The organism is Pontibacter oryzae, from assembly GCF_003576375.1.
Classification (GTDB): Bacteria; Bacteroidota; Bacteroidia; order Cytophagales; family Hymenobacteraceae; genus Pontibacter; species Pontibacter oryzae.
Window position 1 is genome coordinate 212,520 of record NZ_QWGE01000002.1, and the last position, 23,991, is coordinate 236,510.

The 23,991-nt window shown below is 48.2% G+C and carries 22 protein-coding genes; 19 read left to right on the top strand and 3 right to left on the bottom strand.

Features of this window, described 5'->3' with window-relative positions:
- Positions 1 to 798: 798 nt before the first annotated feature.
- From hisG to hisB, 4 genes are all read left to right on the top strand, one after another.
- Entirely contained in the window at positions 799 to 1,650 is an 852-nt protein-coding gene (gene hisG, locus D1627_RS05775; RefSeq protein ID WP_119431292.1) for an ATP phosphoribosyltransferase, read from the top strand.
- Between the two features lie 6 nt (positions 1,651 to 1,656).
- Positions 1,657 to 2,946 (top strand): histidinol dehydrogenase, encoded by a 1,290-nt coding sequence (gene hisD, locus D1627_RS05780; RefSeq protein WP_119431293.1) that lies wholly within the window; start codon positions 1,657 to 1,659, stop codon positions 2,944 to 2,946.
- On the top strand, positions 2,939 to 3,982 hold the full coding sequence (gene hisC, locus D1627_RS05785) for a histidinol-phosphate transaminase (RefSeq protein ID WP_119431294.1): 1,044 nt from the start codon (positions 2,939 to 2,941) through the stop codon (positions 3,980 to 3,982). Before hisD ends, hisC begins: the two co-directional genes overlap by 8 nt.
- A gap of 89 nt (positions 3,983 to 4,071) precedes the next feature.
- Positions 4,072 to 5,175, top strand: a complete 1,104-nt coding sequence (gene hisB / locus D1627_RS05790; protein ID WP_119431295.1) for a bifunctional histidinol-phosphatase/imidazoleglycerol-phosphate dehydratase HisB — start codon at positions 4,072 to 4,074, stop codon at positions 5,173 to 5,175.
- A 65-nt stretch (positions 5,176 to 5,240) separates the two neighbouring features.
- Here the strand turns inward: hisB and D1627_RS05795 are convergent, their stop codons facing one another.
- Entirely contained in the window at positions 5,241 to 5,651 is a 411-nt protein-coding gene (locus D1627_RS05795; protein WP_119431296.1) for a hypothetical protein, read from the bottom strand.
- A gap of 283 nt (positions 5,652 to 5,934) precedes the next feature.
- Between D1627_RS05795 and D1627_RS05800 the strand changes: the two genes are divergently transcribed.
- From D1627_RS05800 to hisIE, 14 genes are all read left to right on the top strand, one after another.
- Positions 5,935 to 7,419 (top strand): M20/M25/M40 family metallo-hydrolase, encoded by a 1,485-nt coding sequence (locus tag D1627_RS05800; RefSeq protein ID WP_119431297.1) that lies wholly within the window; start codon positions 5,935 to 5,937, stop codon positions 7,417 to 7,419.
- Between the two features lie 271 nt (positions 7,420 to 7,690).
- Complete coding sequence (locus D1627_RS05805) at positions 7,691 to 9,103, top strand: anthranilate synthase component I family protein (RefSeq protein ID WP_119431298.1); 1,413 nt, start codon at positions 7,691 to 7,693, stop codon at positions 9,101 to 9,103.
- Between the two features lies 1 nt (position 9,104).
- Positions 9,105 to 9,668, top strand: coding sequence for an anthranilate synthase component II (locus D1627_RS05810; RefSeq protein WP_119431299.1), 564 nt, complete (start codon positions 9,105 to 9,107; stop codon positions 9,666 to 9,668).
- Between the two features lie 51 nt (positions 9,669 to 9,719).
- Positions 9,720 to 10,727, top strand: coding sequence for an anthranilate phosphoribosyltransferase (gene trpD, locus D1627_RS05815; RefSeq protein ID WP_119431300.1), 1,008 nt, complete (start codon positions 9,720 to 9,722; stop codon positions 10,725 to 10,727).
- Between the two features lie 65 nt (positions 10,728 to 10,792).
- The gene (gene trpC, locus D1627_RS05820; RefSeq protein WP_119431301.1) at positions 10,793 to 11,608 is read left to right on the top strand and encodes an indole-3-glycerol phosphate synthase TrpC; all 816 of its coding nucleotides are present in this window, start codon (positions 10,793 to 10,795) and stop codon (positions 11,606 to 11,608) included.
- Entirely contained in the window at positions 11,605 to 12,231 is a 627-nt protein-coding gene (locus tag D1627_RS05825; RefSeq protein ID WP_119431302.1) for a phosphoribosylanthranilate isomerase, read from the top strand. The genes trpC and D1627_RS05825 overlap by 4 nt, the downstream gene beginning before the upstream one ends.
- A gap of 141 nt (positions 12,232 to 12,372) precedes the next feature.
- Positions 12,373 to 13,563, top strand: a complete 1,191-nt coding sequence (trpB, locus tag D1627_RS05830) for a tryptophan synthase subunit beta (RefSeq protein ID WP_119431303.1) — start codon at positions 12,373 to 12,375, stop codon at positions 13,561 to 13,563.
- Positions 13,553 to 14,329, top strand: a complete 777-nt coding sequence (gene trpA, locus D1627_RS05835; protein WP_119431304.1) for a tryptophan synthase subunit alpha — start codon at positions 13,553 to 13,555, stop codon at positions 14,327 to 14,329. Before trpB ends, trpA begins: the two co-directional genes overlap by 11 nt.
- Before the next feature lies 1 nt (position 14,330).
- Positions 14,331 to 15,341, top strand: a complete 1,011-nt coding sequence (locus tag D1627_RS05840) for a bifunctional 3-deoxy-7-phosphoheptulonate synthase/chorismate mutase (protein WP_119431305.1) — start codon at positions 14,331 to 14,333, stop codon at positions 15,339 to 15,341.
- Between the two features lie 143 nt (positions 15,342 to 15,484).
- Complete coding sequence (gene mgtE, locus D1627_RS05845; protein ID WP_119431822.1) at positions 15,485 to 16,828, top strand: magnesium transporter; 1,344 nt, start codon at positions 15,485 to 15,487, stop codon at positions 16,826 to 16,828.
- 334 nt (positions 16,829 to 17,162) lie between these two features.
- A complete protein-coding gene (hisH, locus tag D1627_RS05850; protein ID WP_119431306.1) occupies positions 17,163 to 17,744 on the top strand; it encodes an imidazole glycerol phosphate synthase subunit HisH in 582 nt (193 codons plus the stop codon).
- Positions 17,741 to 18,463, top strand: coding sequence for a 1-(5-phosphoribosyl)-5-[(5-phosphoribosylamino)methylideneamino]imidazole-4-carboxamide isomerase (gene hisA, locus D1627_RS05855; protein ID WP_119431307.1), 723 nt, complete (start codon positions 17,741 to 17,743; stop codon positions 18,461 to 18,463). Before hisH ends, hisA begins: the two co-directional genes overlap by 4 nt.
- A complete protein-coding gene (gene hisF, locus D1627_RS05860; protein ID WP_119431308.1) occupies positions 18,457 to 19,215 on the top strand; it encodes an imidazole glycerol phosphate synthase subunit HisF in 759 nt (252 codons plus the stop codon). The genes hisA and hisF overlap by 7 nt, the downstream gene beginning before the upstream one ends.
- Positions 19,216 to 19,290: 75 nt before the next feature.
- Complete coding sequence (hisIE, locus tag D1627_RS05865; RefSeq protein WP_119431309.1) at positions 19,291 to 19,902, top strand: bifunctional phosphoribosyl-AMP cyclohydrolase/phosphoribosyl-ATP diphosphatase HisIE; 612 nt, start codon at positions 19,291 to 19,293, stop codon at positions 19,900 to 19,902.
- Between the two features lie 56 nt (positions 19,903 to 19,958).
- Here hisIE and D1627_RS05870 read toward each other — a convergent pair whose 3' ends face one another.
- Positions 19,959 to 20,831, bottom strand: coding sequence for an alpha/beta fold hydrolase (locus D1627_RS05870; RefSeq protein ID WP_119431823.1), 873 nt, complete (start codon positions 20,829 to 20,831; stop codon positions 19,959 to 19,961).
- 304 nt (positions 20,832 to 21,135) lie between these two features.
- Between D1627_RS05870 and D1627_RS05875 the strand changes: the two genes are divergently transcribed.
- A complete protein-coding gene (locus D1627_RS05875) occupies positions 21,136 to 22,809 on the top strand; it encodes an AsmA family protein (protein WP_119431310.1) in 1,674 nt (557 codons plus the stop codon).
- Between the two features lie 29 nt (positions 22,810 to 22,838).
- On the opposite strand, the gene alr is transcribed toward D1627_RS05875, so the two are convergent.
- The gene (alr, locus tag D1627_RS05880; RefSeq protein ID WP_119431311.1) at positions 22,839 to 23,990 is read right to left on the bottom strand and encodes an alanine racemase; all 1,152 of its coding nucleotides are present in this window, start codon (positions 23,988 to 23,990) and stop codon (positions 22,839 to 22,841) included.
- Position 23,991 lies beyond the last annotated feature (1 nt).

Genomic DNA, 23,991 nt, shown 5'->3' on the forward strand with positions numbered 1-23,991 from the left:
ATTATGCCAATCCTATGTGCATCACTGGCTTTAAGTTACAAATCTAAAATATTTTGGCTTACTGCCTTCATTTCGACTTATAAGTATAGTTAAGGTTTAGTTCATTATATCACATTACCTTGAACTTATAATTTAAACGATTATTGTACAGCTCTGGTGAGCGCATGCTAAAACAATTTCCTTACAAAAAATCATATAAAAATTTACCCTGATTCTATGGTTTTAATAGCGGCGGCTATTTGCTTGGCTCATAGGTAATTCCATAAACCGGCTTTCTTTTTAACTTTAATAATGAACATTTGTAGGCTTGTGGCATTAGCGTTTGGACAACAACCTTTTGAAAAAAGGGCGGTATAGTAGGGTAATTACTTATGCTTTGCGGCGGCCTCTGACTAAACAGAGCTGTAAGCAGGCAGCCTTTTACCATGATCGTTTGCAGAATTATTTTTAGAAGACTGATTAGGCTTATCTCCGAATAACATAAGGCTTTAGCAGACCAGCTTCAGCCAGCGAAGGAGAAAACTTTTTAAAGTTTGTTTTTTATATAAACAAAAACAGCTTTACTTTGTACCCAAGTACATGAGCACATACTATTCATATAGCATCCTTTCTGATATGGCAGCGCCAGTTGCCAGGGTTGCGCATGTACATTTCCATCACTTCCATCATTCCTCGTAAGAGGAAAACTACTACTATATTGCCCCCGCTGGGCGTGTGCCCAATTTAAACTTGCCCGATTTTTTTTCAGGCAACATCTCATATTATTGTTAATTTCATACCTTACTATACTCTCATAGCATGCTACGATTAGCTATCCAGAAATCCGGCAGGCTGAGCGACGACTCGCTGAACCTGATCCGTGAATGTGGTATTTCCTTTATAAGCAGTTCCCTTAAACTTAAAACCGAGTGCACTAACTTCCCGCTGGAAATCCTGTTTCTGCGCGACGACGATATTCCGGGCTATGTAGCCGACGGCGTGGCCGATATAGGCATTGTTGGGGAGAACGTGCTGGTTGAGGAAGGGAAACAGTCGCTTACCGTGGAGAAGCTCGGTTTCTCTAAATGCCGGCTATCCCTGGCTGTGCCTAAAAGCGCAGAATATAACTCCATTGCTGACCTTAACGGTAAGAACATTGCCACATCATACCCTAACTTGTTGCAGGCATACTTGGATGAGCAGGGTGTGCAGGCCAACATTCACACCATTAGCGGCTCCGTAGAGATTGCCCCAAGCATAGGCTTGGCGGAGGCCATCTGCGATATCGTGAGCTCGGGCAGCACCCTGATCAGCAACGGACTGAAAGAAGTAGAGCGCGTTTTCAAGTCTGAAGCAGCGTTAATTGCCTCGGAGCAACTCTCCGATGAAAAACAGCAGATCTTGGAAAAGCTTCTTTTCCGCATCCACGCCGTGCAGCGTGCCCGCAAAGCCAAATACATCCTGCTTAACTCACCGAACGATAAGATAGAAGAGATCAGCGACCTGTTGCCGAGCGTAAAAGCGCCTACGGTTCTGCCTTTGGCCGAAGAAGGCTGGAGCTCGCTGCACTCCGTCGTAAACGAAGACGATTTCTGGGAGATCATTGAGAAAATAAAGGAAGCCGGTGCGCAAGGTATACTTGTGGTGCCAATCGAAAAGATGATTATCTAGACTGTTATGCGGAAGATAATTAACCCTGCTCGCGAGACCTGGGCAGAACTTGCCACGCGGCCCACCAAGAACCTGCAGGAACTTGAGCCCGGCATTATGGAAACGTTCCGGCTTGTGCAGGAGAAGGGCGATGCCGCACTGCTGGAGCTTGCCAAAAAGTATGACGGCGTGAAACTGGATAGCCTGTTTGTGTCTGCAGACGAGTTTAAAGCCGCAGAACAACTGGTGCCCCAGGAGTTAAAGGAGGCCATACTTCAGGCCTACAGTAACATTCAGCTTTTCCATACGCAGCAGGCAGAGCCTGTAAAGCAGGTAGAGACCATGGCTGGCGTAACGTGCTGGCGCAAAAGCGTTGCCATTGAGCGCGTAGGCTTATACATTCCCGGTGGCACAGCTCCACTGTTCTCTACCTTGCTGATGCTGGGCGTTCCCGCGCGCATTGCCGGGTGCCAGGAGCTGGTGCTGTGCACGCCACCCGCTAAATATGGAAGTGTGCACCCTGCCATACTTTACACGGCCTCGTTGCTAGGTATAAACCGCATTATAAAGGCCGGAGGTGCACAAGCTGTTGCGGCAATGGCCTTCGGTACGGAAAGCGTGCCTGCTGTTTACAAGATCTTCGGGCCCGGAAACCAGTATGTTACTGTGGCAAAGCAGCTTGTAAGCAAAGCAGGCGTGGCCATAGATCTGCCTGCCGGGCCTTCGGAGGTGTTGGTGATGGCAGATGAATCGGCTAACCCGGCGTTTGTGGCTGCAGACCTGCTTTCTCAGGCAGAGCATGGCGCAGACTCCCAGGTGGTGCTATTAACAAACTCCAAAGAAGTACTGACCCAGGTGCAGCAAGCGCTGGAGGAGCAACTACTCGTATTACCACGCATGGAGTTTGCGCAGAAGGCTTTGCAGAACAGCCTAGGTATTGTGCTGCGCGATACGGAAGAGATGCTGGCGTTCTCTAACCTTTATGCGCCCGAGCACCTTATACTTTCTGTTTCTGATTTTGAGGGGCTGATGGATGGCATTACCAATGCCGGTTCCGTATTTCTGGGGCATTATAGCCCGGAGTCTGCCGGCGACTATGCCTCCGGCACCAATCATACTTTGCCTACCAATGCCTATGCGCGCGCTTACAGTGGCGTGTCGCTGGATAGCTTCGTGAAAAAGATTACGTTCCAGTACATCACTCCCGATGGGCTGCAGCAGATTGGCAAAACCATAGAAACAATGGCCGCCGCCGAAGGGCTGGAGGCGCACAAAAATGCCGTAAGTATTCGTCTTAAAGAACTGAACCGTGTTTAACCTGAACGATATCATCCGCCCAAACGTGCTGCGTATGAAGCCCTACTCATCCGCCCGCGACGAGTTTAAAGGCACAGCCAGCGTGTTTCTGGATGCCAACGAGAATAACCTTGGCAGCCTGGCAGGCGAAAATTATAACCGCTACCCAGACCCGCACCAGAAAGAGCTGAAGCAACGCATTGCCGAAATTAAAGGCGTAGAGCCAGACCAGATTTTCCTAGGCAACGGCTCCGACGAAGCTATTGACCTTCTTTTCCGGATGGTGTGCCGCCCGGGCCAGGATAGTATGCTGCATTTGCCCCCAACATACGGCATGTATGAAGTATCGGCCAACCTGAACGAGGTGCGGCTGGATGCCATCCAGCTTACCGCCGATTACCAGATTCCGGTGGAGGAGGTGCTGCTTGCCATCAAGCCCGAAACTAAAATTATATTTATCTGCTCGCCTAACAACCCTACTGGCAACCTGATCGAGCCGGAAAGTATAGAGGATATTCTGCGTGCCTTTAAAGGCTTAGTTGTGGTAGATGAGGCGTATATTGATTTTGCGTCGGATCAAAGCTGGACCAACCGCCTGCAGGAATTTCCGAACCTGGTTATACTTCAGACCTTTTCCAAGGCCTGGGGAATGGCCGGTTTGCGTCTGGGCCTGGCCTTTGCCTCTGCCGAGATCATCAGTGTGATGGATAAGATAAAGCCACCTTACAACATAAACGAGGCCACCCAGGAACTTGCGCTGCAGGCTTTAGAGCGTGAAGAAGCGCTGAAGGACATGGTGGAAGAGATTGTGCAGGAGCGCGAATTGCTGATTAATGCCTTGCCAGCTTTAGCCACTGTAGAGCACGTTTACCCGTCGGATGCCAACTTTATACTTGTTAAAGTAAAAGATCCTAACGGACTGTATAACTTCTTACTGGGTAAAGGTATAGTTGTGCGGAATCGAGCGTCTTTGCCGGGCTGTGAAGGCTGCCTGCGCATATCGGTAGGCACCTTAGAAGAGAACCAGGAATTACTGAAAGCCATAGCAGAGTTTTAGACTGTAGCACCTATTCCGCGTCACTATGAGCAGTTTTTATTAGTCTCCCCACGACTCGGGATACATGCTACGCGATACAAAAATTACCAATGAAAAAAGCGTTATTTATAGACCGTGACGGCACCATTCTGGTTGAGCCTAAGTCTGATTACCAGGTAGACTCCTTCGATAAGTTTGCCTTTATCCCTAAATCCATCAGCAACCTGGCTAAAATCTACCGCGAGCTGGATTATGAGTTTGTAATGGTTACCAACCAGGATGGGCTCGGCACCGATTCTTATCCGGAGGATACGTTCTGGCCCTATCAAAACAAGATGCTCGAGATACTGGAAACCGAAGGGATCAAGTTTGATGATATTTTGATTGACCGCAGCTTCGAGCATGAAGGCCTGGAGTCGAGAAAGCCGGGTATAGGTATGATGAAGCGCTACCTGGCCGGCGAGTATGACTTGGCTAACAGCTTTGTGATCGGCGACAGGCTGACGGACGTGAAACTGGCCGAAAACCTGGGGGCGCAGGCAATCTTTATCGGGGAGCAGCCGGCAGCGGGTGCTGCCCTTTCAACAGAGAACTGGGATGAGATTTATACTTTCCTGAGGCAGCAGAAACCAAGCAGACGCGCCAGCGTGCGCCGCGCCACTTCCGAAACCGACATCCAGGTTGACCTGGATTTGGACGGCAGCGGGAAAATGGATATAAAAACTGGCCTCGGCTTCTTCGACCACATGCTGGAGCAGGTTGCCAAACACGGCAAGTTGGACCTGACCATCAAGGTAAAAGGCGATCTGCACATTGACGAGCACCATACAATCGAAGATACTGGGTTAGCGCTGGGTGAGGCCTTTTTGCAGGCGCTTGGAGATAAGCGTGGCATTAGCCGCTACGGATTTTCCCTGTTACCAATGGACGAAACGCTAGCGCAGGTGGCCATCGATTTTAGCGGTAGGCCGTGGGCTGTGTGGAACGCCGAGTTTAAGCGCGAGAAAGTAGGGGATATGCCCACTGAAATGTTCTTCCACTTTTTCAAGTCGTTCTCGGATGCGGCAAAGGCCAACCTTAACATAAAAGTAGAAGGCGATAACGAACACCATAAAATTGAAGCGATTTTTAAAGGCTTTGCCCGTTCCATACGAATGGCGGTAGAGCGAAACCTACTGGATAACACCATACCCAGCACAAAAGGCATCCTATAATTTGCCTCACCAACAAAAAAGGGAAGCCATTACAAGCTTCCCTTTTTTGTTGGTGAGAAATAAGTTTATACTTGTAGTCGTAGCCAATCTTGCGCTAAATCCAAATCATCAAAAACCTTGACTTGCTTCGGGAAATCAGCTAATTTAAGAGTCTTGTCTGTAGAAAGGCGGCTTAGCGTGCTCGGCGAGTAAATCCAGGCAAATGATTTTAAACCGGCTTCAAACATAGCCGGAAACCATACATCAGCACCCCATTTGGCGGCAGCAGACCATTGTCCTTCTACCCGAGTATTGTCGTTTAAAATACGATAACAAGCCTGAGCCTTCATTAGCTCAAGTATTTTTTCGCAGCCAGCCACCACAGTATCGTAGTTTTGATAGCCTTTCCAGTTAACGTAAATCCAGTTATCAACTGCATTATACTCTAAGGCAATGAAAGTATCTCTGTAAAGGATTTCTGTGCGGTTTCGTATCATTTAAGTAGGACGTAATTATTCTGTTTATAGCACCTCTAAAATCACAGATTCAGATTAGAGAACCTATGCTTACTGCAGGAGCAAAACGTATGCTAAGATAAATTATTGATACTACATACGAAGCAACAACTAAGCCCGATCACGTTATTTTCTAATAGACGGCTTAAAGTGCCAATGTAACAGTTAGTTATGTTGTTGCAAATATAATGGCATAAGGAATAATTTTCCAAAAAGTAGAAGTTTACACATTGAATTTTCCAGTAGAGGGACCAAAAGACTTATTATGAGCCGGATATTTTTAATTTTTATACTTTGTGTATTGCAGGTTACTGGCGAACTATATGCAACAGACACTACAGCTGTAGGTAAGCCTGCACGCACTGTATTAAAGCTGGCTAAGGCCATTCGTTATAAAACCATCTCCGCAGTAGATCCAAAAAAAACTAATTACAGTGAGTTTGCAAAGCTTCATCGGTGCCTGCAGCTATCCTTTCCAAGAGTCAGCGATGAGTTACAGCGAGAGGTCATCGGGCATAGCTTGCTTTACACCTGGAAGGGGAGTAACCCACAGCTAAAACCTATACTACTTAGTGGCCACATGGATGTAGTGCCTGTGGAGCAGGCATCTGCAGAGGCTTGGGAACACCCACCGTTCGAGGGTATTGTAGAGGGAGGGTATATTTGGGGGCGCGGCACCATGGACGATAAGTATAGGGTGGTTGCCATGCTAGAAGCTGTGGAGCGCTTGCTTGAGGAAGGTTATAAGCCAGACCGCACTATACTGCTAGCTTTTGGGCATGACGAAGAAGTTGGCGGCTATGAAGGGGCAGGTGATATGAGTAAGCACCTGGCAAACAAAGGTATAAGCTTAGAAGCTGTGTTTGATGAAGGGTTAGCTGTAGCTGAAAACATCTTACCAGGCGTAGACCAGCCAATTGCTTTAATAGGAACGGCCGCAAAAGGCAATATTAACCTGAAACTTACCGTGGTTGGCCCTGGAGGGCATTCATCCGTTCCGCCAGATGAAACGCCGATAGGTATACTAAGCCAGGCTATTTACAAACTGCAGCAGCAGCCGTTCGAACCCCGCCTTACACCCACCACTCGGGAGACCTTGGAAAAGTTAGCCCCTCTCTTGGGTGCCAAGTATGAATTTGCCATGCAGCACTATGGGCTTTTTAAAGGCAGAGTGCTAAAAGCTTTGTCCAGGGATCAGGCTACAGATGCATTGATCAGAACGAAAATGGCACCTACAATTATTAACGCCGGAGATAAGTTTAACGTGTTGCCCAGAGAGGCCTCCGCCATAATTAATATCAGGATCTTAAATGGAGAGAACGAAGAAACAGTGCTCGGGCACGTGCGTTCTGCCATTGGAGATGAAAGGGTGCGAATTGAGCGGTATGGTGTCTATACGCCCCCATCAGCTGTTACGCCAACAAATAGTGCGCTCTATGGTGCTTTAGAAAAAACAATTCTGGAAGTATATCCAGAGGTTGTAGCGGCTCCAGCGCTCTTTCCGGGGGCAACTGATTCGAGACACTACGCCAACTTAACCGAAAATATTTTCAGGTTCGCCCCGCAGGTAGTTACCAGGGAAAAAGCACAATTGGTACATAATGTGAACGAAAGACTGGCAGTGGATATGCTTGAAAACTGTGTCTTATTTTATAAACTACTACTAAAGAATACTTGTGGAGTTGGCTCAGGAGGTTTTTTAGTGGAAGAAAACAGTGCAACCTTACCGAAACTTATCCCGGTAGACTGAAAAAAATTTAAGAACAAAAGTTTGGACTTGCCGTTTTACAGTATACTTTTGTATCAGGAAGCGAGAAAAACAGATTTCGTTTATAGCATTCAGAAAGAAAAATGACTCAGAATCTTCATATGGCATGGTGGTGGCACGTTACAGAAATGAACGTGAACAGCACTGCTATATCCATTATGAAGCGATAATATTAGCAATAAGATAAAGGTTTAAAGGCCTGCTGTTCACCCCGAACAGCAGGCCTTTTTTATTTTCTACACCTTACCAAACTATGAGCAAGTATAAACTCCACACCACCTACAAGCGCCTACTGGCCGATACCCTGACTCCGGTGAGCGTGTACCTGAAGCTCCGCGATAAATTTTCGAACAGCATTCTGCTGGAAAGCTCTGACTACCACGGGGCTGAGAACAGCTTCTCATACATCTGCTGCAACCCAATGGCAAGTATAAAAGCTGAGAACGAGGTGCTAACGGAGGTATTCCCGGACGGCAGCATACGCAAAACAGGCATTACCACGGAAACGGATGTGCCGGGTTTACTGGGCGAGTTCTCGAGAAGCTTTGAGGTGGAGGAAGATGCCCAATTTGGCTTTATACACAATGGCCTGTTCGGCTACATGAGCTACGATGCGGTGCGCTATTACGAGGATATTAACCTGACAATGCGTGAGGGACGGGCTGATATTCCGGACTTATACTATGCCGTTTACCGTCACATCATCGCCATCAACCACTTCACGAACGAGGCATACATCTTTTCGCACAGCTACAATCAGGGCACTGACGATGGCATTGCGCAACTCGAAGCCCTCCTGAACAGCCGCAACATTCCGAGCTATACGTTTAAAACTGCCGGTGAGGAGGAACATAACATTACAGCGGAGGATTTTCTGGAGAACATTGCTAAAGCTAAGCAACATTGCTACCGGGGTGATGTGTTTCAGTTAGTGCTTTCGCGGCGGTTTGCGCAGGGCTTTCAAGGGGATGAGTTTAACGTATACCGTGCCTTGCGCTCCATCAACCCGTCTCCATACTTGTTTTACTTTGATTACGGCAGCTTTAAGATCTTTGGTTCCTCGCCTGAGGCACAATTAGTTATCAAAGATCAAAAGGCAAGTATTTTCCCAATAGCAGGCACTTTCCGGAGAACAGGAGATGATGCCGCCGATGCTGCTTTGGCCGAAAAACTATTGGCTGACCCTAAAGAAAATGCCGAGCACGTGATGCTGGTGGATCTTGCCCGCAACGACCTGAGCCGTAACGGACATAGCGTACAGGTAGAGACTTTCCGGGAGATCCAGTTTTACTCGCACGTTATACACCTGGTTTCTAAAGTATCAGGCACGCTGCATAGCCAGGAAGATGCCCTACAAATGGTTGCAAGCACTTTTCCGGCTGGCACACTTTCCGGAGCACCAAAGCACATGGCCATGCAACTTATAGACAGGTATGAAACAACAAACCGTGCTTTCTACGGTGGCTGTATCGGCTTCCTGGATTTCAACGGGAACTTCAACAGTGCCATCATGATCCGTTCCTTCCTCAGCAAAGACTATAAATTATACTTCCAGGCTGGTGCTGGCATTGTGGCGGCCTCCAACCCAGAGAGCGAACTGCAGGAAGTTGACAATAAATTAATGGCGCTGCGCCGCGCCCTTCAACTAGCCCAAGAGATAAACTGATATGGACGTTCTGGTAATAGATAACTACGACTCGTTTACTTACAACCTGGTGCACCTGCTGCAGGAATTAGGCGCCACGGTTACGGTTCGTCGCAACGATAAAACTACGCTGGAAGAAGTTGCGAACTTCGACAAGATCATGCTTTCGCCAGGGCCGGGCATTCCGGATGAGGCAGGCTTGCTCAAGGAGATCATCCGAACCTTTGGCCCTACAAAAGACCTGTTTGGCGTGTGCCTGGGGCATCAGGCAATAGGTGAGGTATACGGCGGCAAGTTGTTTAACAGCAACGAAGTATGGCACGGGATAGCTATTCCGGTGCAAGTGGTAAAAGAGGATGAACCTCTTTTCAAAAACCTGCCAAAGCAGTTTGGTTCTGGGCGCTACCATTCGTGGCTCGTGGAGCAGCAGCTGCCGGATTGCCTGGAAATTACAGCTACAGACGCGCAAGGCCACATTATGGCGCTGCGCCACAAAGAGCACAAGGTGCGTGGCGTTCAGTTCCACCCGGAGTCGGTGCTTACCGAGCATGGCAAGGAAATAGTTAAGAACTGGTTAGAGAGTTAAGAGTTAAGAGTCGTGATACGTGTGTCGTGATACGTGATACGCCAATAAAATATGAAAGAAATACTAAACCACTTATTCGAGCATAAAACGCTGACCAAAGCGCAAGCCAGGGAGGTTTTGGTGAACATTGCCGGCGGTAAGTATAATCAGAGCCAGATTTCCAGCTTCCTGACGGTTTACATGATGCGCAGCATTACCGTGGAGGAACTGGAAGGGTTCCGGGATGCGCTGCTGGCCCTTTGCCACCGCGTGGACCTGGAGGCCTATAACCCGATAGACCTTTGCGGCACTGGCGGCGATGGAAAGGATACCTTTAATATTTCGACGCTATCTTCCTTTGTAGTAGCGGCTAATGGTGTGGCAGTGGCCAAGCACGGCAATTATGGCGTATCGTCTTCCTGCGGATCGTCTAACGTGCTGGAGGCGCTGGGAATAAACTTTACCACAGATACAGATGCCTTGGAGCGCAGCATAGAGAAGTATAATATCTGCTTTTTGCACGCGCCGCTGTTTCACCCGGCCATGAAGAGCGTGGGCCCAATCCGGAAGGAACTTGGCGTGAAGACCTTCTTTAACATGCTCGGCCCAATGGTGAACCCGGCCTTCCCGAAACGGCAGCTGGTCGGTGTTTTCAGCCTTGAGCTGGCCCGCATGTATGGCTACCTCTATCAGCAAACCGATACCCGCTATACCATCCTTCATACCCTGGATGGCTACGACGAAATCTCCCTGACCAGCCCGTTTAAAGTGATCTCTGATAACAAGGAGGCACTGCTGGATGCCGCTGCATTAGGGTTGCCAACCTTGGAGCACGAGCAGATAAAAGGCGGCACAGATGTGGCCACATCCGCAGAAATATTTGTTAAGGTACTGAAAGGTGAGGGCACGGAAGCGCAGACAGCCGTGGTATCTGCTAATGCAGGCATGGCGCTGCAGTGCGCCCGCCCCGAGTTAGGCGTGCAGGATGCAGTAAGTATAGCGAAAGAAACACTTGAGTCTGGCAAGGCTTACCACCTATTCCAGAGCTTAGTAAAAGATCAGAAACTAATCAAAGTATAAACTGGGTGCGGCTTACACATCGCCTCGCTCTTTCAACAGAATCTAAAAAATATCAGCATACAACCATGAACATCCTAGACGAAATTATTCAATACAAATACAAAGAAGTAGCCGAGCGCAAAGAACTGTACCCGGTCAAGCTGCTGGAGAAAAGCTTATACTTCGAAACGCCATGCATCTCGCTGGAGCGCTACCTGCTGCGCCCGGATAAGAGCGGTATCATCGCAGAGATCAAGCGTAAATCTCCTTCCCGTGGCGATATTAACCCTTATGTATCGGTGGAGCGCACCTCCATCGGCTACATGCAGGCGGGAGCCTCGGCGCTGTCTATTTTAACGGATGGTCCATACTTTGGAGGCAAGAACGAGGACCTGATGACCGCCCGCAAGTATAACTACTGCCCGATTTTGCGCAAGGATTTCACCGTGGATGAATACCAGATCGTGGAAGCGAAGTCGATTGGGGCCGATGCCATACTTCTGATTGCTGCTGCCCTGGAGCCCGCCCGCCTGAAAGAACTGGCTGCCTTTGCCCGCTCGTTTGGCTTGGAGGTGCTTTTGGAAGTGCGCGACCGCGAGGAGCTGGATGCCACACTAACGGATGACATCAATGTAGTTGGGGTAAATAACCGCAACCTAAAGGATTTCGTGACCGATGTGAACACGTCTTTCGAGATGGCCAATTTCATACCAAAGGGAATCACGAAAATATCCGAGAGCGGCATCAGTAACCCAAAAACACTGCTTGAGCTTGGGGCGGCGGGTTATAACGGTTTCCTAATCGGGGAAAGCTTTATGCACAACAGTCGGCCGGAGCGTGCGGCAGCAAACTTCATCAAGGAGTTTAGGCAGTTGCGCGATAAGCAAGGGGTGCTAGCATGAAAGTGAAAGTATGCGGCATGCGTAACCCGGAGAATATCCGCCAGGTTGCGGCCCTGAACCCCGATTATATGGGCTTTATCTTCTACGAGCCATCAAAACGTTACGCAGAAGGCCATATTACACCGGAACTGCTGCAGGAGTTGCCTCAAAGTATAAAAAAGGTGGGCGTGTTTGTAAACGCTTCCGCAGAAAGTATAGCGGGCACAGTGGCAAAGTATAATTTGGATGTCGTACAACTGCATGGCCGCGAAACGCCGAAAGTATGCGCTGCCGTGAAGGATCTGGGCGTGGAAGTAATAAAGGTTTTTTCGGTGGGTGATGCCTTTGCCTTTGAGAACACGCTGCTCTACGAGTCATGTGCCGATTACTTTCTCTTCGACACCCGTGGCAAAGAGTATGGCGGTAATGGCATTCCCTTCGATTGGGAACTACTGACAGGCAACCTTTCGCCGAAACCATACTTCCTGAGCGGTGGACTTAACTTGGAGAATGTAAAACATCTGGATAAAGTCAGACCGACGCCTTTTGGCATCGATGTGAACAGCGGCTTTGAAAAGGAGCCAGGCCTGAAGAATGTTGAGGAACTGGAGCGCCTAATGGCGGAATCAAAAATTAGAAATTAGAAATTCAAAATTAGAAGTTAAGGTGATTAGAATAATAAGCTGGAAAAGTAATGCTTGCCTCTCCATATCAAACTTGGTGGCGTAGGTCAAATCAATATCCGGCATTTCTAATTTTTAATTTCTAATTCATAATTATAAGAAATGAGCTATCACGTTAACGAAAAAGGATTTTACGGTCAGTTTGGCGGTGCATACGTGCCGGAGATGCTGTACCCCAACGTAGAGGAGCTGCGCCAGAATTATCTGCGCATCATCCAGGAACCTGATTTTCAGGAAGAGCTGCAGTTGCTACTGAAAGATTACGTGGGCCGACCGACGCCTTTATACTTTGCCCCACGGCTATCAGAGAAATATAACACCAAAGTATATCTGAAACGCGAGGATCTAAACCATACAGGTGCGCACAAAATCAATAACACCATCGGGCAGGTTTTACTTGCAAAGCGATTAGGCAAGAAGCGCATTATCGCCGAAACCGGTGCCGGCCAGCATGGCGTGGCCACCGCTACGGTTTGCGCGCTCATGGGCTTGGAGTGCATCGTATACATGGGCGAGGTGGATATTGAACGCCAGGCCCCAAACGTGGCCCGCATGAAAATGCTAGGCGCACAGGTGGTACCTGCCACCAGCGGAAGCAAAACTTTAAAAGATGCCACCAACGAGGCTATCCGCGACTGGATTAACAACCCCGAAGACACGTATTACATCATCGGATCAGTAGTTGGTCCCCACCCATATCCGGACATGGTGGCACGTTTTCAGGCGGTAATTTCGGAAGAGATGCGCGCGCAGCTTTTGGAAAAAGAAGGAACAGAAAATCCGAAGTATGTTATTGCCTGTGTGGGCGGTGGCAGTAATGCGGCAGGTGCCTTTTATCATTACCTCGATGAACCGAATGTTGAGCTGATTGCTGTGGAAGCAGCCGGTAAGGGCATCGACTCCGGCGAGTCGGCGGCCACATCCATACTTGGCAAAGACGGCATCATACATGGCAGCCGCACCTTGCTGATGCAAACCGAGGACGGGCAGGTTACAGAACCATACTCTATTTCGGCGGGGTTGGATTACCCTGGTGTTGGACCGCTGCATGCGCACCTTTTCGTGAGTGGCCGTGCTAAGTTCATGAATGCCACCGATGAAGAAGCTCTGCAAGCGGTGTTGGAATTAACGCGCCTCGAAGGCATTATTCCGGCCCTGGAAAGTGCGCACGCCTTGGCAGTGCTCAACAGGCTGGGAGCCAAACCAGAAGAAATTGTAGTGATCAACCTTTCCGGGCGTGGCGACAAAGACCTATCTACTTACCTTAAGCATTTCCACTTCGATGAACAATAGAATCAAGAACCTTTTTGCCAACAAGCCGAAGGGTTTGCTATCGGTATACTTTACGGCTGGCTTCCCGAGCCTCAACGATACGGAGACCGTTATTCTGGAGCTGGAGAAAAACGGTGTGGACCTGATAGAGGTTGGTATGCCTTTCTCGGACCCGCTGGCCGACGGGCCTACCATTCAGCAAAGCAGTACGGTTGCCCTGCGCAACGGCATGACCATCCCGAAACTGTTTGAGCAATTGCAGGGCATCCGCCAGAAAACCGACATCCCGTTGGTGCTGATGGGCTACCTAAACCCAGTTATGCAGTATGGCGTGGAGCGTTTCTGCCAGAAAGCTGGTGAAATCGGCATAGACGGCATCATTCTGCCTGATCTGCCGTTGCGCGAGTATGTGGATGAGTATAAAGCGATTTTCGAGAAGTATAACTTAAGTAAAGTTTTCCTAATCACACCGCAAACGCCGGAGGAGCGCATCCGTGAGATCGATAGCCACACCAATGGCTTTATCTATATGGTGTCATCGGCCTCTACAACAGGCAAAACCCTTGGGCTGGCCGAGCAGAGCCAGGCATACTTCCAGCGAGTGGCAAGTATGAAATTGCAGAACCCTGGCGTCATTGGCTTCGGCATACATGATAACGAGACTTTTGCTTCTGCCTGCAACCATGCCAGCGGCGCTATTATTGGGAGTGCCTTTGTAAAGGCGCTGCAGCAGGAGGGAAGCCTGCAGGAAAATATTTCAACATTTATTAAAAGCATCAAACACTAATATGATCATTAAGCTGCAACAAGGAATCCCCACCGAACTGAAGGAGAATATCCTGAAACAAGTGGAGGCTATAGGCTATAAAGCCAACGAAGTAATAACGCAGGAATCCCATTATCTGGTGGCTATCGGCAAAAAGGATTTTGACATACGCCATATTGGCCAGTTGCCGGGCGTAGCCGACATTCATCGCGTGTCAGAAGACTATAAACTTATCTCGCGCAAGTGGCGCGTAGAGCCAACCCGCATCGATTTAGGGGATGGCGTAGTGGTTGGCGAAGGCTCGTTCAGCATCATGGCTGGCCCATGCTCCATCGAAAGTGAAGCGCAAATTGAGCAAGTAGTGGCCCATCTGAAGGAAAATAACGTGAAAATTATGCGTGGCGGTGTATTTAAGCCCCGCAGCTCGCCGTATGCCTTCCGGGGTATGGGTATGGATGGCCTGAAGATGTTCCACCGCATCTGCCGCGAGAATGATATCAAAATCATCACCGAAGTGATGCAGGTATCGCAAATCGAAGAGATGATTGATTATGTCGATGTTTTCCAGGTGGGTGCCCGAAACAGCCAGAACTTTAACCTGCTCGATTCGCTGGGCGAGGCGCAGAAACCAGTGTTGCTTAAACGTGGTATTTCCGGTACACTAGAGGAACTATTGCAGGCGGCAGAGTATATTTTCTCTCATGGCAACGAAAAAATTATGTTGTGCGAGCGCGGCATCCGCTCTTACGAGGGCGCTTACCGCAACGTGCTGGACCTGAACGCGGTGCCAGTGCTTAAGGAGAAAACGCATTTGCCGGTTATCGTGGACCCATCGCACGGCATTGGCCTGCGCGATTACGTGGAAAGTATGTCGTTGGCGGCGGTAATGGCCGGTGCTGACGGGGTGATTTATGAAACGCATCAGGTACCCGAGAAAGCTTTCTCAGACGGGCAGCAAACCCTTAATTTCTGGGAATCAGAGCGCGTAATTGAGCGCATGCGCAAAGCCTACGATTTGCGCGAGAGTTTCTAACGCAGTAACATATTCATACTTGTGCCTTTTAGGTGGAGCTTCCATGCTTCTACCTGAAAGGCATTTTGCATATATCCTTTTACTATACTTCCTGCGTACTAGTACCGACCTGCATCAAGCCGATCCAAGCCCATACCTTATTTATGACTCCGACAAGTACCGACGTAAACCTGCGTGACCTGCGCCACAAGCACCCGAACGACATCGCCGAAACCATCACGGAACTGAATGTCAAAGAGCGCATTCTGGCGTTCCTGCTGCTCCCCGGCGACATGAAGGCCGATGTGTTTACTTATTTCAACCATACGGTGCAGGAAGAGATTCTGAAAGAGCTCGGCTCCACCGAAACGGCTAACATGCTGGAGAACATGGCCCCCGACGACCGCACCGAGATCTTCGAAAACTTTCCAGATTTGCTTATCAAGGAATCTATCAATCTGCTGTCGGCGGAAGAAAAAAGCATTGCGCTCAACCTGCTGGGTTACCCAGAGAAAAGCATTGCACGCCTCATGACGCCCTATTACATACAAGCCAAGAAAGGCTGGACCATAAAGCAGGCGCTAAACAACATTAAGAGGTATGGCAAAAAGGCTGAAACCCTGAACCATATTTACGTGGTGGATAAGGAGAACAAGCTGGTCGACGACATCCGTATCGGCAAGTTGCTGATGGCAGAGGAAGACCAGACTATGAGTTCGCTGATGGACTATGAGTTTGTGAGTCTCACCACAACCATGAACCGGGAGGAGGCCATTGAGCAGTTTAACAAGTATGATCGCGCTGTTATGCCTGTGGTTTCTGAAAGCGGCGTACTGGTTGGTATCGTTACTTTCGATGATATTTTTGATGAGATTGAGCGCCGCGACACCGAGGATATTCAGAAATTCGGTGGTTTGGAGGCGCTGGAACTCTCCTATACCGAAACACCTTTGCTAACATTGGTGCGCAAGCGGGCCAGCGTGCTCATGATTTTATTTCTGGGAGAGATGCTTACGGCCTCAGCCATGGGCTTTTTTGAAGAGGAGATCGCCCAGGCAGTTGTACTGGCACTTTTTATACCTTTAATAATTTCGAGCGGCGGAAACTCCGGCTCGCAGGCAGCTACGCTAATTGTACGGGCAATGGCTATCAAAGAGCTCGACCTTCGAGATTGGTGGTATGTGATGCGGAAAGAGGTGTTCTCCGGAGTGTTGCTTGGGCTTATACTTGGCACCGTCGGTTTCCTGCGTATACTTTTGTGGCAACAGGCCGGCTTTTACGATTACGGCGCACATGCCTACCTCATCGGCCTAACGGTAGGTTTCTCACTGATTGGCATTGTGCTTTGGGGCACGCTTTCGGGCTCCATGATTCCGTTCCTGCTTCAGAAACTGCGCCTCGACCCAGCTACTTCATCGGCTCCCTTTGTAGCCACACTTGTGGATGTTACCGGTTTGATCATCTATTTTTCCATTGCGGCAACCATACTCAAGGGCACCTTACTGTAGTAATATGAACAGTTGTACTGAAAAGTTTTTCATTTTCTAGTATACTTTATTAAATGTATCGTATATCTTTGTCATACAATGAAAGGCACTACAGCTCATATGCACCATCATCATGCACGAAGCAATCGTTTCGGAGCTGCTTGCCTATGGATTTTCTGAAAGTATACTTTATACATATCCAAAAGCCTGACTCCGAAACGAGTCAGGCTTTTTTGTTTCTCTAAATAGTATGAGGTATAATTCAGCCAACCTGGAAAGTATCATCTTATTGTGGTGAATTAATATAAGTAAGAATGTCACCATTTAACGTCTAAAATCTAACATCTATCAACTAATGAACTTAGTTATTGTTGATTACAAAGCCGGTAATGTACAGTCGGTGCTTTTCGCGCTGGAGCGGCTGGGGGTACAAGCAACCCTGAGCAGCGACTTTGAAACGATTAAAGCCGCTGACAAAGTAATCTTTCCGGGCGTGGGAGAGGCTTCTTCAGCCATGGCGCAACTCAGAGCCCGCAACCTGCATAAGCTACTACCAACGCTGCAGCAGCCATTCTTTGGCGTATGCCTGGGCATGCAGCTTCTTTGCCAGCACTCCGAAGAAGGCGACACCGATATGCTTGGGATCATTCCGTTGCAGGTGAAGCGCTTCCAGACGGATTTGAAAGTGCCGCACATGGGCTGGAACCAGCTGGAAAACCAGCAATCGCCGTTGTTTAGCGGTATAAACGAGAAAGACTATGTATACTATGTGCACAGCTTTTACGTGCCTTTAAGCGAGTATACTATTGCCCAAACTTCTTACCCTGAGCCGTTTTCAGCGGCTTTACAGTATAAAAACTTTTACGCCGCGCAGTTTCACCCCGAAAAAAGCGGGCCTGCCGGTTCTCAAATCCTCAAGAACTTTTTAGCCTTATGATGGAAATTATCCCTGCCATAGACCTGATCGGCGGCCAGTGCGTACGCCTGACCGAAGGCGACTTTGCACAGCAAACCACTTACGACAGCAACCCGCTAGAGGTCGCCAAGCGCTTTGAAAGTCACGGCATTAAACGCCTTCACCTGGTAGACCTGGATGGTGCCCGTGCACGCAAGCCTGTAAACCTGAACGTTCTGGAAAGCATCGCCGCCAATACAAGCTTAACCATCGATTTTGGCGGTGGTTTGCAGTCTGACGAAGCTGTGAAACAGGCTTTTGATGCCGGAGCAGCCCAAATTACGGCCGGAAGCATTGCCGTGCGTGAGCCTGAAACCGTGAAAAGCTGGCTTTTGAAGTATGGCTCTGATAAGATCATCATAGGGGCAGATTTTAAGGGTACAAACATTGCTATCAGTGCCTGGACCGAGGAAAGCAAGTATCCATTGCAGGATTTCATCTCAGGGTACGTGCAAACCGGTGCCAAACTTTTCATTTGTACCGATGTAAGCAAAGATGGCAAACTGCAAGGCCCATCGCTTAATACTTACCGCCACCTTAAGCTTACACAGCCTGAGGCCGGTATAATTGCCAGCGGCGGCGTAACGACAATAGCTGACTTGAAAGAACTCCAGGAAATCGGTGTGAAGGGGGCAATTATAGGTAAGGCAATTTACGAAGGCACCATCCAACTAAAAGATTTAGAACGATTTGTATGCTAACTAAACGCATTATCCCCTGCCTGGATATTAAAAATGGCCGTACGGTAAAAGGGGTGCAGTTCGAGAACATCCGCGATGCCGGCGACCCTGTGGAACTGGCAAAATGGTACGCCGCCGAGGGGGCCGACGAGTTGGTGTTCCTGGACATCACGGCCACCAACGAAGGCCGCAAAACCTTCGCAGAGCTTGTGCGCGACATTGCCAGGCACATTGATATTCCGTTTACAGTTGGTGGCGGTATAAGCTCCGTAGCTGATGTAGAGGTTCTGCTGCATGCCGGAGCCGACAAAGTTTCCGTTAACTCATCAGCCATTAAAAACCCCGACCTGGTTTCAGAGCTGGCACGCCATTTCGGTAGCCAGTGCGTTACGGTGGCCATCGATACAAAGTATACCCCTGAGGCTGGCTGGAAGGTTTATACCCGTGCTGGAACCGTTGAAACAGAGCATGCCACTGTGGATTGGGCCAAGCAAGTTACTGCGCTTGGGGCCGGCGAAATTCTACTGACTAGTATGAACAACGATGGCACAAAAGCCGGCTTTGCTTTAGATATTACCGGCCAGGTTGCCAAAGCCGTGACTGTTCCGGTTATTGCTTCTGGCGGTGCCGGAAGCATGGAGCACTTTTTAGATGCATTTACTAAAGCACACGCCGACGCAGCTCTGGCAGCCAGCCTTTTTCACTTCCGTGAGCTGGGCGTGCCTGCGCTAAAGACATACCTGAAAGAGCAGGGTATAGACGTACGCCTTTAACATTTAAGAATTGAAGCGTAGCTTTCAGGAGCAGGCACTTGAAATTCTTCATTCGCAATTTTAAATTTATACACAGTGGAACTAGATTTTGATAAGGAAGGCGGCTTAGTGCCAGCCGTGATACAGGATAACTTGACCGGCCAGGTACTGATGCTGGGTTACATGAACCAGGAAGCGCTGGACAAAACCCGTGAGCAAGGCTTGGTTACGTTCTTTTCCCGCTCAAAAAACCGCCTCTGGACCAAAGGCGAAACTTCCGGCAATACGTTGGAGGTTATCAGCATTACCCGAGATTGCGATGCAGATTCTTTGCTCATAAAAGTCAAGCCTAACGGGCCTACCTGCCATACTGGCTCAACCAGCTGCTTTGGCGAGGAAGAGGCTGCCAACCGTGCCGCAGCCATCCGGTTTATTGCTCAGCTCGAAGAGGTAATTCAGGCGCGTAAAACCACTCCAGTGGAAGGGTCCTATACTAATTTCCTATATGAAAAAGGTGTGAATAAAATCGCCCAGAAAGTAGGAGAGGAGGCTGTAGAAACGGTAATAGACGCCGTAGCAGGAAAGCTAGACACCATGAAGGGTGAAGCGGCAGATCTATTGTATCACTTGTTGGTTCTCTTATCTGCTACTGGCCTGGAACTAAAAGATGTGGTTGCAGTCCTTAAGGAGCGGCATCAGAAAAAATAAGTAGCCGGTTAAAAAGTTATGTTAAGCAGTGGCGGGTTTATACTTGCCGCTGCTTTTTATGTGTGGGCTTGCATAAACGTATGTATAGCCTCTGAAACCTCGCCTCCTTTTTCTTCCTGCAAAAAATGCCCTGCGTTTATATGACGGATTTCTGCATCAGGATAAACAGCTTGCCATGTGTCTAAAAAGTTAGTAGGTAGTAGCTTATCCTTGTCGCCCCAAAGTATAAGTTTAGGTATTTTGCTGAGTTTTCCACGTTGTTTCCATAGTTCAGCAAAGTAAGGGTTTGCCTCGTGGAGCGCCTTTGCAAAATGCCAGGTGCCCAGCCGTTGCTTTGCAGATGTGAGGGGTTTCTGGTAGTGCTGGCGAATATCCTTAGTAAGGTGCTTCCGCTGTGAATACCCCATCGGTAGAAGCATACGGGCAGAAAAACCTAACTGTAAGTATAAAAACCTGCCAATAGGGCCGCTCATAAACTTACTAACTTTCATCATATTTGCTTCTTTCTCCAGGCTCCACATCCAGGTATTCAAAATCACCACGCGCTTCACGTTTTCGGGGTGCTTTAAGGCATAGCGTAACCCAATTGGCCCACCAAAATCGTGAACCACCAAGGTAATATTCTTCAATTCCATGCTTGTGATGAGCTCTTCGAGGTTATCCGCATGTGCTTCGGGTGAATAGCTGAATTCGGATACAGGCTTATCTGATAGCCCAAAGCCCAGATGGTCGGGGGCAATGCAGCGATAGTTCCTTCGAAGAGACTTTAATTGCTGCCTCCACAAAAAAGACCAGGTAGGGGTGCCATGTACAAATACAATCGCCTCGCCTTCGCCTTCATCCACATAGTGCATGTTGCCATATTGCAGTCGCAACCAGCGGTGTTGAAAAGGGTAAAGTATAGTGTCAAGCCATTGTGGAGTTTTCATGGGCATGCAGTTATTACATTTTATATTTCACAGATAGCAAAGTAACTTCCTCATTTTGAGTTAATCTCCTTTAAACTTCTACGTAATAGCAGTTAATAATTACTTTTAAAATAAAATATAACGTCGTTACGCTAAAGAAAGCAAGTTGTTGATGCACAGAGGTATATACAGATAACGGAACGCTTGTTTATCAGTATAGTTAGGTATATCTGGTTGTGCTATAGCACGCAGTCGTGATACTGGCCTGTAGGTTCATCAATTTAAGACGTGTCACGTATGTAGGATCAAACAATATACTGTATTTGTGTCTCAGAATAATAAGTCGTCAAAAAAAGCGAAGCACTGGCTGCAAATAAGTGCATGGGTATTTGGAATATCAGTGTTTCTTTTTGTAGGGCTGCTAGGCTTTACAAATTGGATCCAGAACAAGGTGGAGCGCATGGTGGCACAGCAATCCGATGGCGTGTATGACTTAAAACTTTATGGGCTTGAGATCTCACCTTTTATCGGAAGCATGTCAGTGGATAGTATCTCGTTGGTGCCGGACTACGAGCGTTGGGAGATGCTTCAAAAGCAGGGAAATGAGACGGCACGTATGCTACTGGATTTGCAAACCGGAGAAGTAGCAGTTAGGGGCCTTGATATGATCAGCGTGCTATTCGGCAAGAAAGTAGATCTTGACGCACTAATCCTTGAAAAACCGAAGCTATTGATGACGGTTATGCGGCGAGATACCACGGCACAGCATAAGCCCATGCACGAGAGAGCGTCCGATATGCTTAAAAACCTGCACATTGGTAAAATTGATCTGAACAAGGCCCAACTGCGCTACCGTGAACAACCTAAAAGCGATGCTTACATCTTTTCTGTTGCCGAGCTGATGCTATCAGTTGATGACTTTAAATTAGACAGCCAGTCTTTCCACGCACAAGATCGGGCTTACTACGCGAGGCGGATGAAGCTAAAAACAGGAAAAGCGAGTTATCTTTTACCGGATGGGCTATACAAGGCCAGTGCAGACTCGATAATGATAGACACAAAGCAGCAAATATTGCTGGCTAAGCAGGTTGCCCTAACACCTATAGCTACTATTGCACAGATGGCAAAGGCGAAAGGTAAAGCCACTACCCGGACTACGCTTAACATACCACTAATTAGGTTCGATGGCCTAAGCTATACGGCTCACTCTCAGAACAACAACTTCATTGCCCAAAAACTACTCTTACAGGATTTAACAATGGAGGCATTTAAAGACAAACAACATTACAAGGACAAAGGAACCAAACAGCTAATTCATGAAATGGCACAAAGCGTGAAAACGCCTTTCCGTGTTGAGAAATTGGAATTAAAAAACGGGTATATACGCTATTCAGAGTTGGTGCCCAAAGCCATAGAACGAGGGCATATCACATTTAACTTTTTACAGGTATCAGGCTCAAATATCTCTAACATGCCTAAGTACATGACTCTGAAGACGCCTGCTGTTATACATGCATCTACCAAAGTAATGGGCAAAGCACCTTTGCAGTTTACCCTACGGATGCCGCTGCTAAGCAATAATGGCTACCACCGTATAGAAGGCCACATTGGCGAAACCGATCCGGCTATACTTAATCCTATCTTGTCGCCAACTGCGTTTGTGCGCATTGAGAGTGGGCATATAAGCAGAGGTGATTTCGACATTAAACTGACCAAGGATAACGCTACAGGTGAAATGAAAATCATTTACAGCAACCTCGACGTTGAGCTACTCAATAAAGGGAGCGGCGGAAAACAAGGTTTGGGCAAAGAAATTATCTCCGAAATAGCCGATTGGGTTGCTATTAAAGACAGTAACCCCAAAGATGGCAAAGACCCGCGCATTGGTGATATCACAGTTAACCGAAACACACAAACATCGGCTTTCAGCTATTGGAAGGACTGCCTGGCAAGTGGTTTTTTGTCGAGCATGGGGCTAAAGCAAGTAGCTAAAAAATAGAGTATTTATACTTTAACTTGCCTAATGCATCAATCTATAACATAGCGAGGTATATTTGCAGGTAACCTGGTGAGTAACTCGTAGTTAAGCTGTGTGCTTAGCTCTCCGAACGATGCGACAGTTATACTTTCGTTGCCTTGGCTACCTAGTAACACCACCTCATCGTTCTTTTGCACGTCCTGTAGCTCGGTGATATCAACCATCATCACGTTCATGTTTACGGTGCCTACCACGGCAGCGCGGGTTCCTTTTATTAGAACGTGGCCCTGGTTGCTGAGGGCACGGCTATAACCCCATGCATAACCCACTGGCACAATGGCCAGTTGCATATCCCGAGGTGCCTGAAAGGATGTGCCATAGCCAATAAACTCCCCCTGCGGCACAGATTTAATGCTCATCACTCGGCTTTTCCAAGTTATAAGTCGGCGTAGCGGGTCCTTTTTTATGGTATGCTGGCTCACATAATGGCTGTATGTTTCGGGGCTTGGCCAAAAACCATATTGCATAATGCCGATGCGCACCATGTCCATGTGCGTTTCGGGGTAGGTTATCATGGCGGCTGAACAAGCTGTATGGACCTGTTTTGGGCTTAAGCCACTGGTTCTGATGTAGGAAAGCTGATTTTTGAAAAGCTCATGTTGCGCCAACACGCGGTCATGGTTTTGCAGGCTTTCGGCTCCAGCGTAATGGGTGCATACTCCCTGAAGCTCAACTTGGGCTTTACACTTCTCTAACGATGCGAGGGCGTGCTCTAGGCTTGGTCTGTCAAATCCTGTTCGGTTCATGCCTGTTTCTAACTCCAGATGTAATTTTGCCTTTTTGCCCAGTTTTTCAGAAATGGTAGCCGCCTCTAACAAGCGGTCCAGTTCGAAAACGAAAAACTCAATATCGTGCGCAATGGCCCACTCCAGCTCCTCATTATCAAGGTAGCCCATAATCAGGATGGTTGCTGGTTTTGTAAGCGTTTGTAGCAGCCGGTGCGCCTCATCGGCACTGAAAACTGAAAAATGAGAGATGCCGCATTCCTGCGCGATTGGTACAAACTGCTCAATGCCATGGCCATAGGCATTGCCTTTTACTACAGAAGACAACTGTACGCCCGAGCCGATTTCCTGCCGCAGAAATGCAATGTTGTTTTGAAGTGCTGATTTACTAATCTCTATATAAGAGCTATGAAACATA

Excerpts from the sequence above, each read along its gene's own strand:
- trpA (WP_119431304.1), top strand. The coding sequence starts at position 13,553 with ATGAACAATAGAATCAAGAACCTTTTTGCCAACAAGCCGAAGGGTTTG.
- trpD (WP_119431300.1), top strand. The coding sequence starts at position 9,720 with ATGAAAGAAATACTAAACCACTTATTCGAGCATAAAACGCTGACCAAA.
- mgtE (WP_119431822.1), top strand. The coding sequence starts at position 15,485 with ATGACTCCGACAAGTACCGACGTAAACCTGCGTGACCTGCGCCACAAG.
- D1627_RS05800 (WP_119431297.1), top strand. The coding sequence starts at position 5,935 with ATGAGCCGGATATTTTTAATTTTTATACTTTGTGTATTGCAGGTTACT.
- hisF (WP_119431308.1), top strand. The coding sequence starts at position 18,457 with ATGCTAACTAAACGCATTATCCCCTGCCTGGATATTAAAAATGGCCGT.
- D1627_RS05840 (WP_119431305.1), top strand. The coding sequence starts at position 14,331 with ATGATCATTAAGCTGCAACAAGGAATCCCCACCGAACTGAAGGAGAAT.
- hisG (WP_119431292.1), top strand. The coding sequence starts at position 799 with ATGCTACGATTAGCTATCCAGAAATCCGGCAGGCTGAGCGACGACTCG.
- D1627_RS05795 (WP_119431296.1), bottom strand. The coding sequence starts at position 5,651 with ATGATACGAAACCGCACAGAAATCCTTTACAGAGATACTTTCATTGCC.
- hisD (WP_119431293.1), top strand. The coding sequence starts at position 1,657 with ATGCGGAAGATAATTAACCCTGCTCGCGAGACCTGGGCAGAACTTGCC.
- trpB (WP_119431303.1), top strand. The coding sequence starts at position 12,373 with ATGAGCTATCACGTTAACGAAAAAGGATTTTACGGTCAGTTTGGCGGT.
- D1627_RS05810 (WP_119431299.1), top strand. The coding sequence starts at position 9,105 with ATGGACGTTCTGGTAATAGATAACTACGACTCGTTTACTTACAACCTG.
- hisA (WP_119431307.1), top strand. The coding sequence starts at position 17,741 with ATGATGGAAATTATCCCTGCCATAGACCTGATCGGCGGCCAGTGCGTA.
- D1627_RS05805 (WP_119431298.1), top strand. The coding sequence starts at position 7,691 with ATGAGCAAGTATAAACTCCACACCACCTACAAGCGCCTACTGGCCGAT.
- trpC (WP_119431301.1), top strand. The coding sequence starts at position 10,793 with ATGAACATCCTAGACGAAATTATTCAATACAAATACAAAGAAGTAGCC.
- alr (WP_119431311.1), bottom strand. The coding sequence starts at position 23,990 with ATGTTTCATAGCTCTTATATAGAGATTAGTAAATCAGCACTTCAAAAC.
- D1627_RS05825 (WP_119431302.1), top strand. The coding sequence starts at position 11,605 with ATGAAAGTGAAAGTATGCGGCATGCGTAACCCGGAGAATATCCGCCAG.
- hisH (WP_119431306.1), top strand. The coding sequence starts at position 17,163 with ATGAACTTAGTTATTGTTGATTACAAAGCCGGTAATGTACAGTCGGTG.
- D1627_RS05870 (WP_119431823.1), bottom strand. The coding sequence starts at position 20,831 with ATGAAAACTCCACAATGGCTTGACACTATACTTTACCCTTTTCAACAC.
- hisB (WP_119431295.1), top strand. The coding sequence starts at position 4,072 with ATGAAAAAAGCGTTATTTATAGACCGTGACGGCACCATTCTGGTTGAG.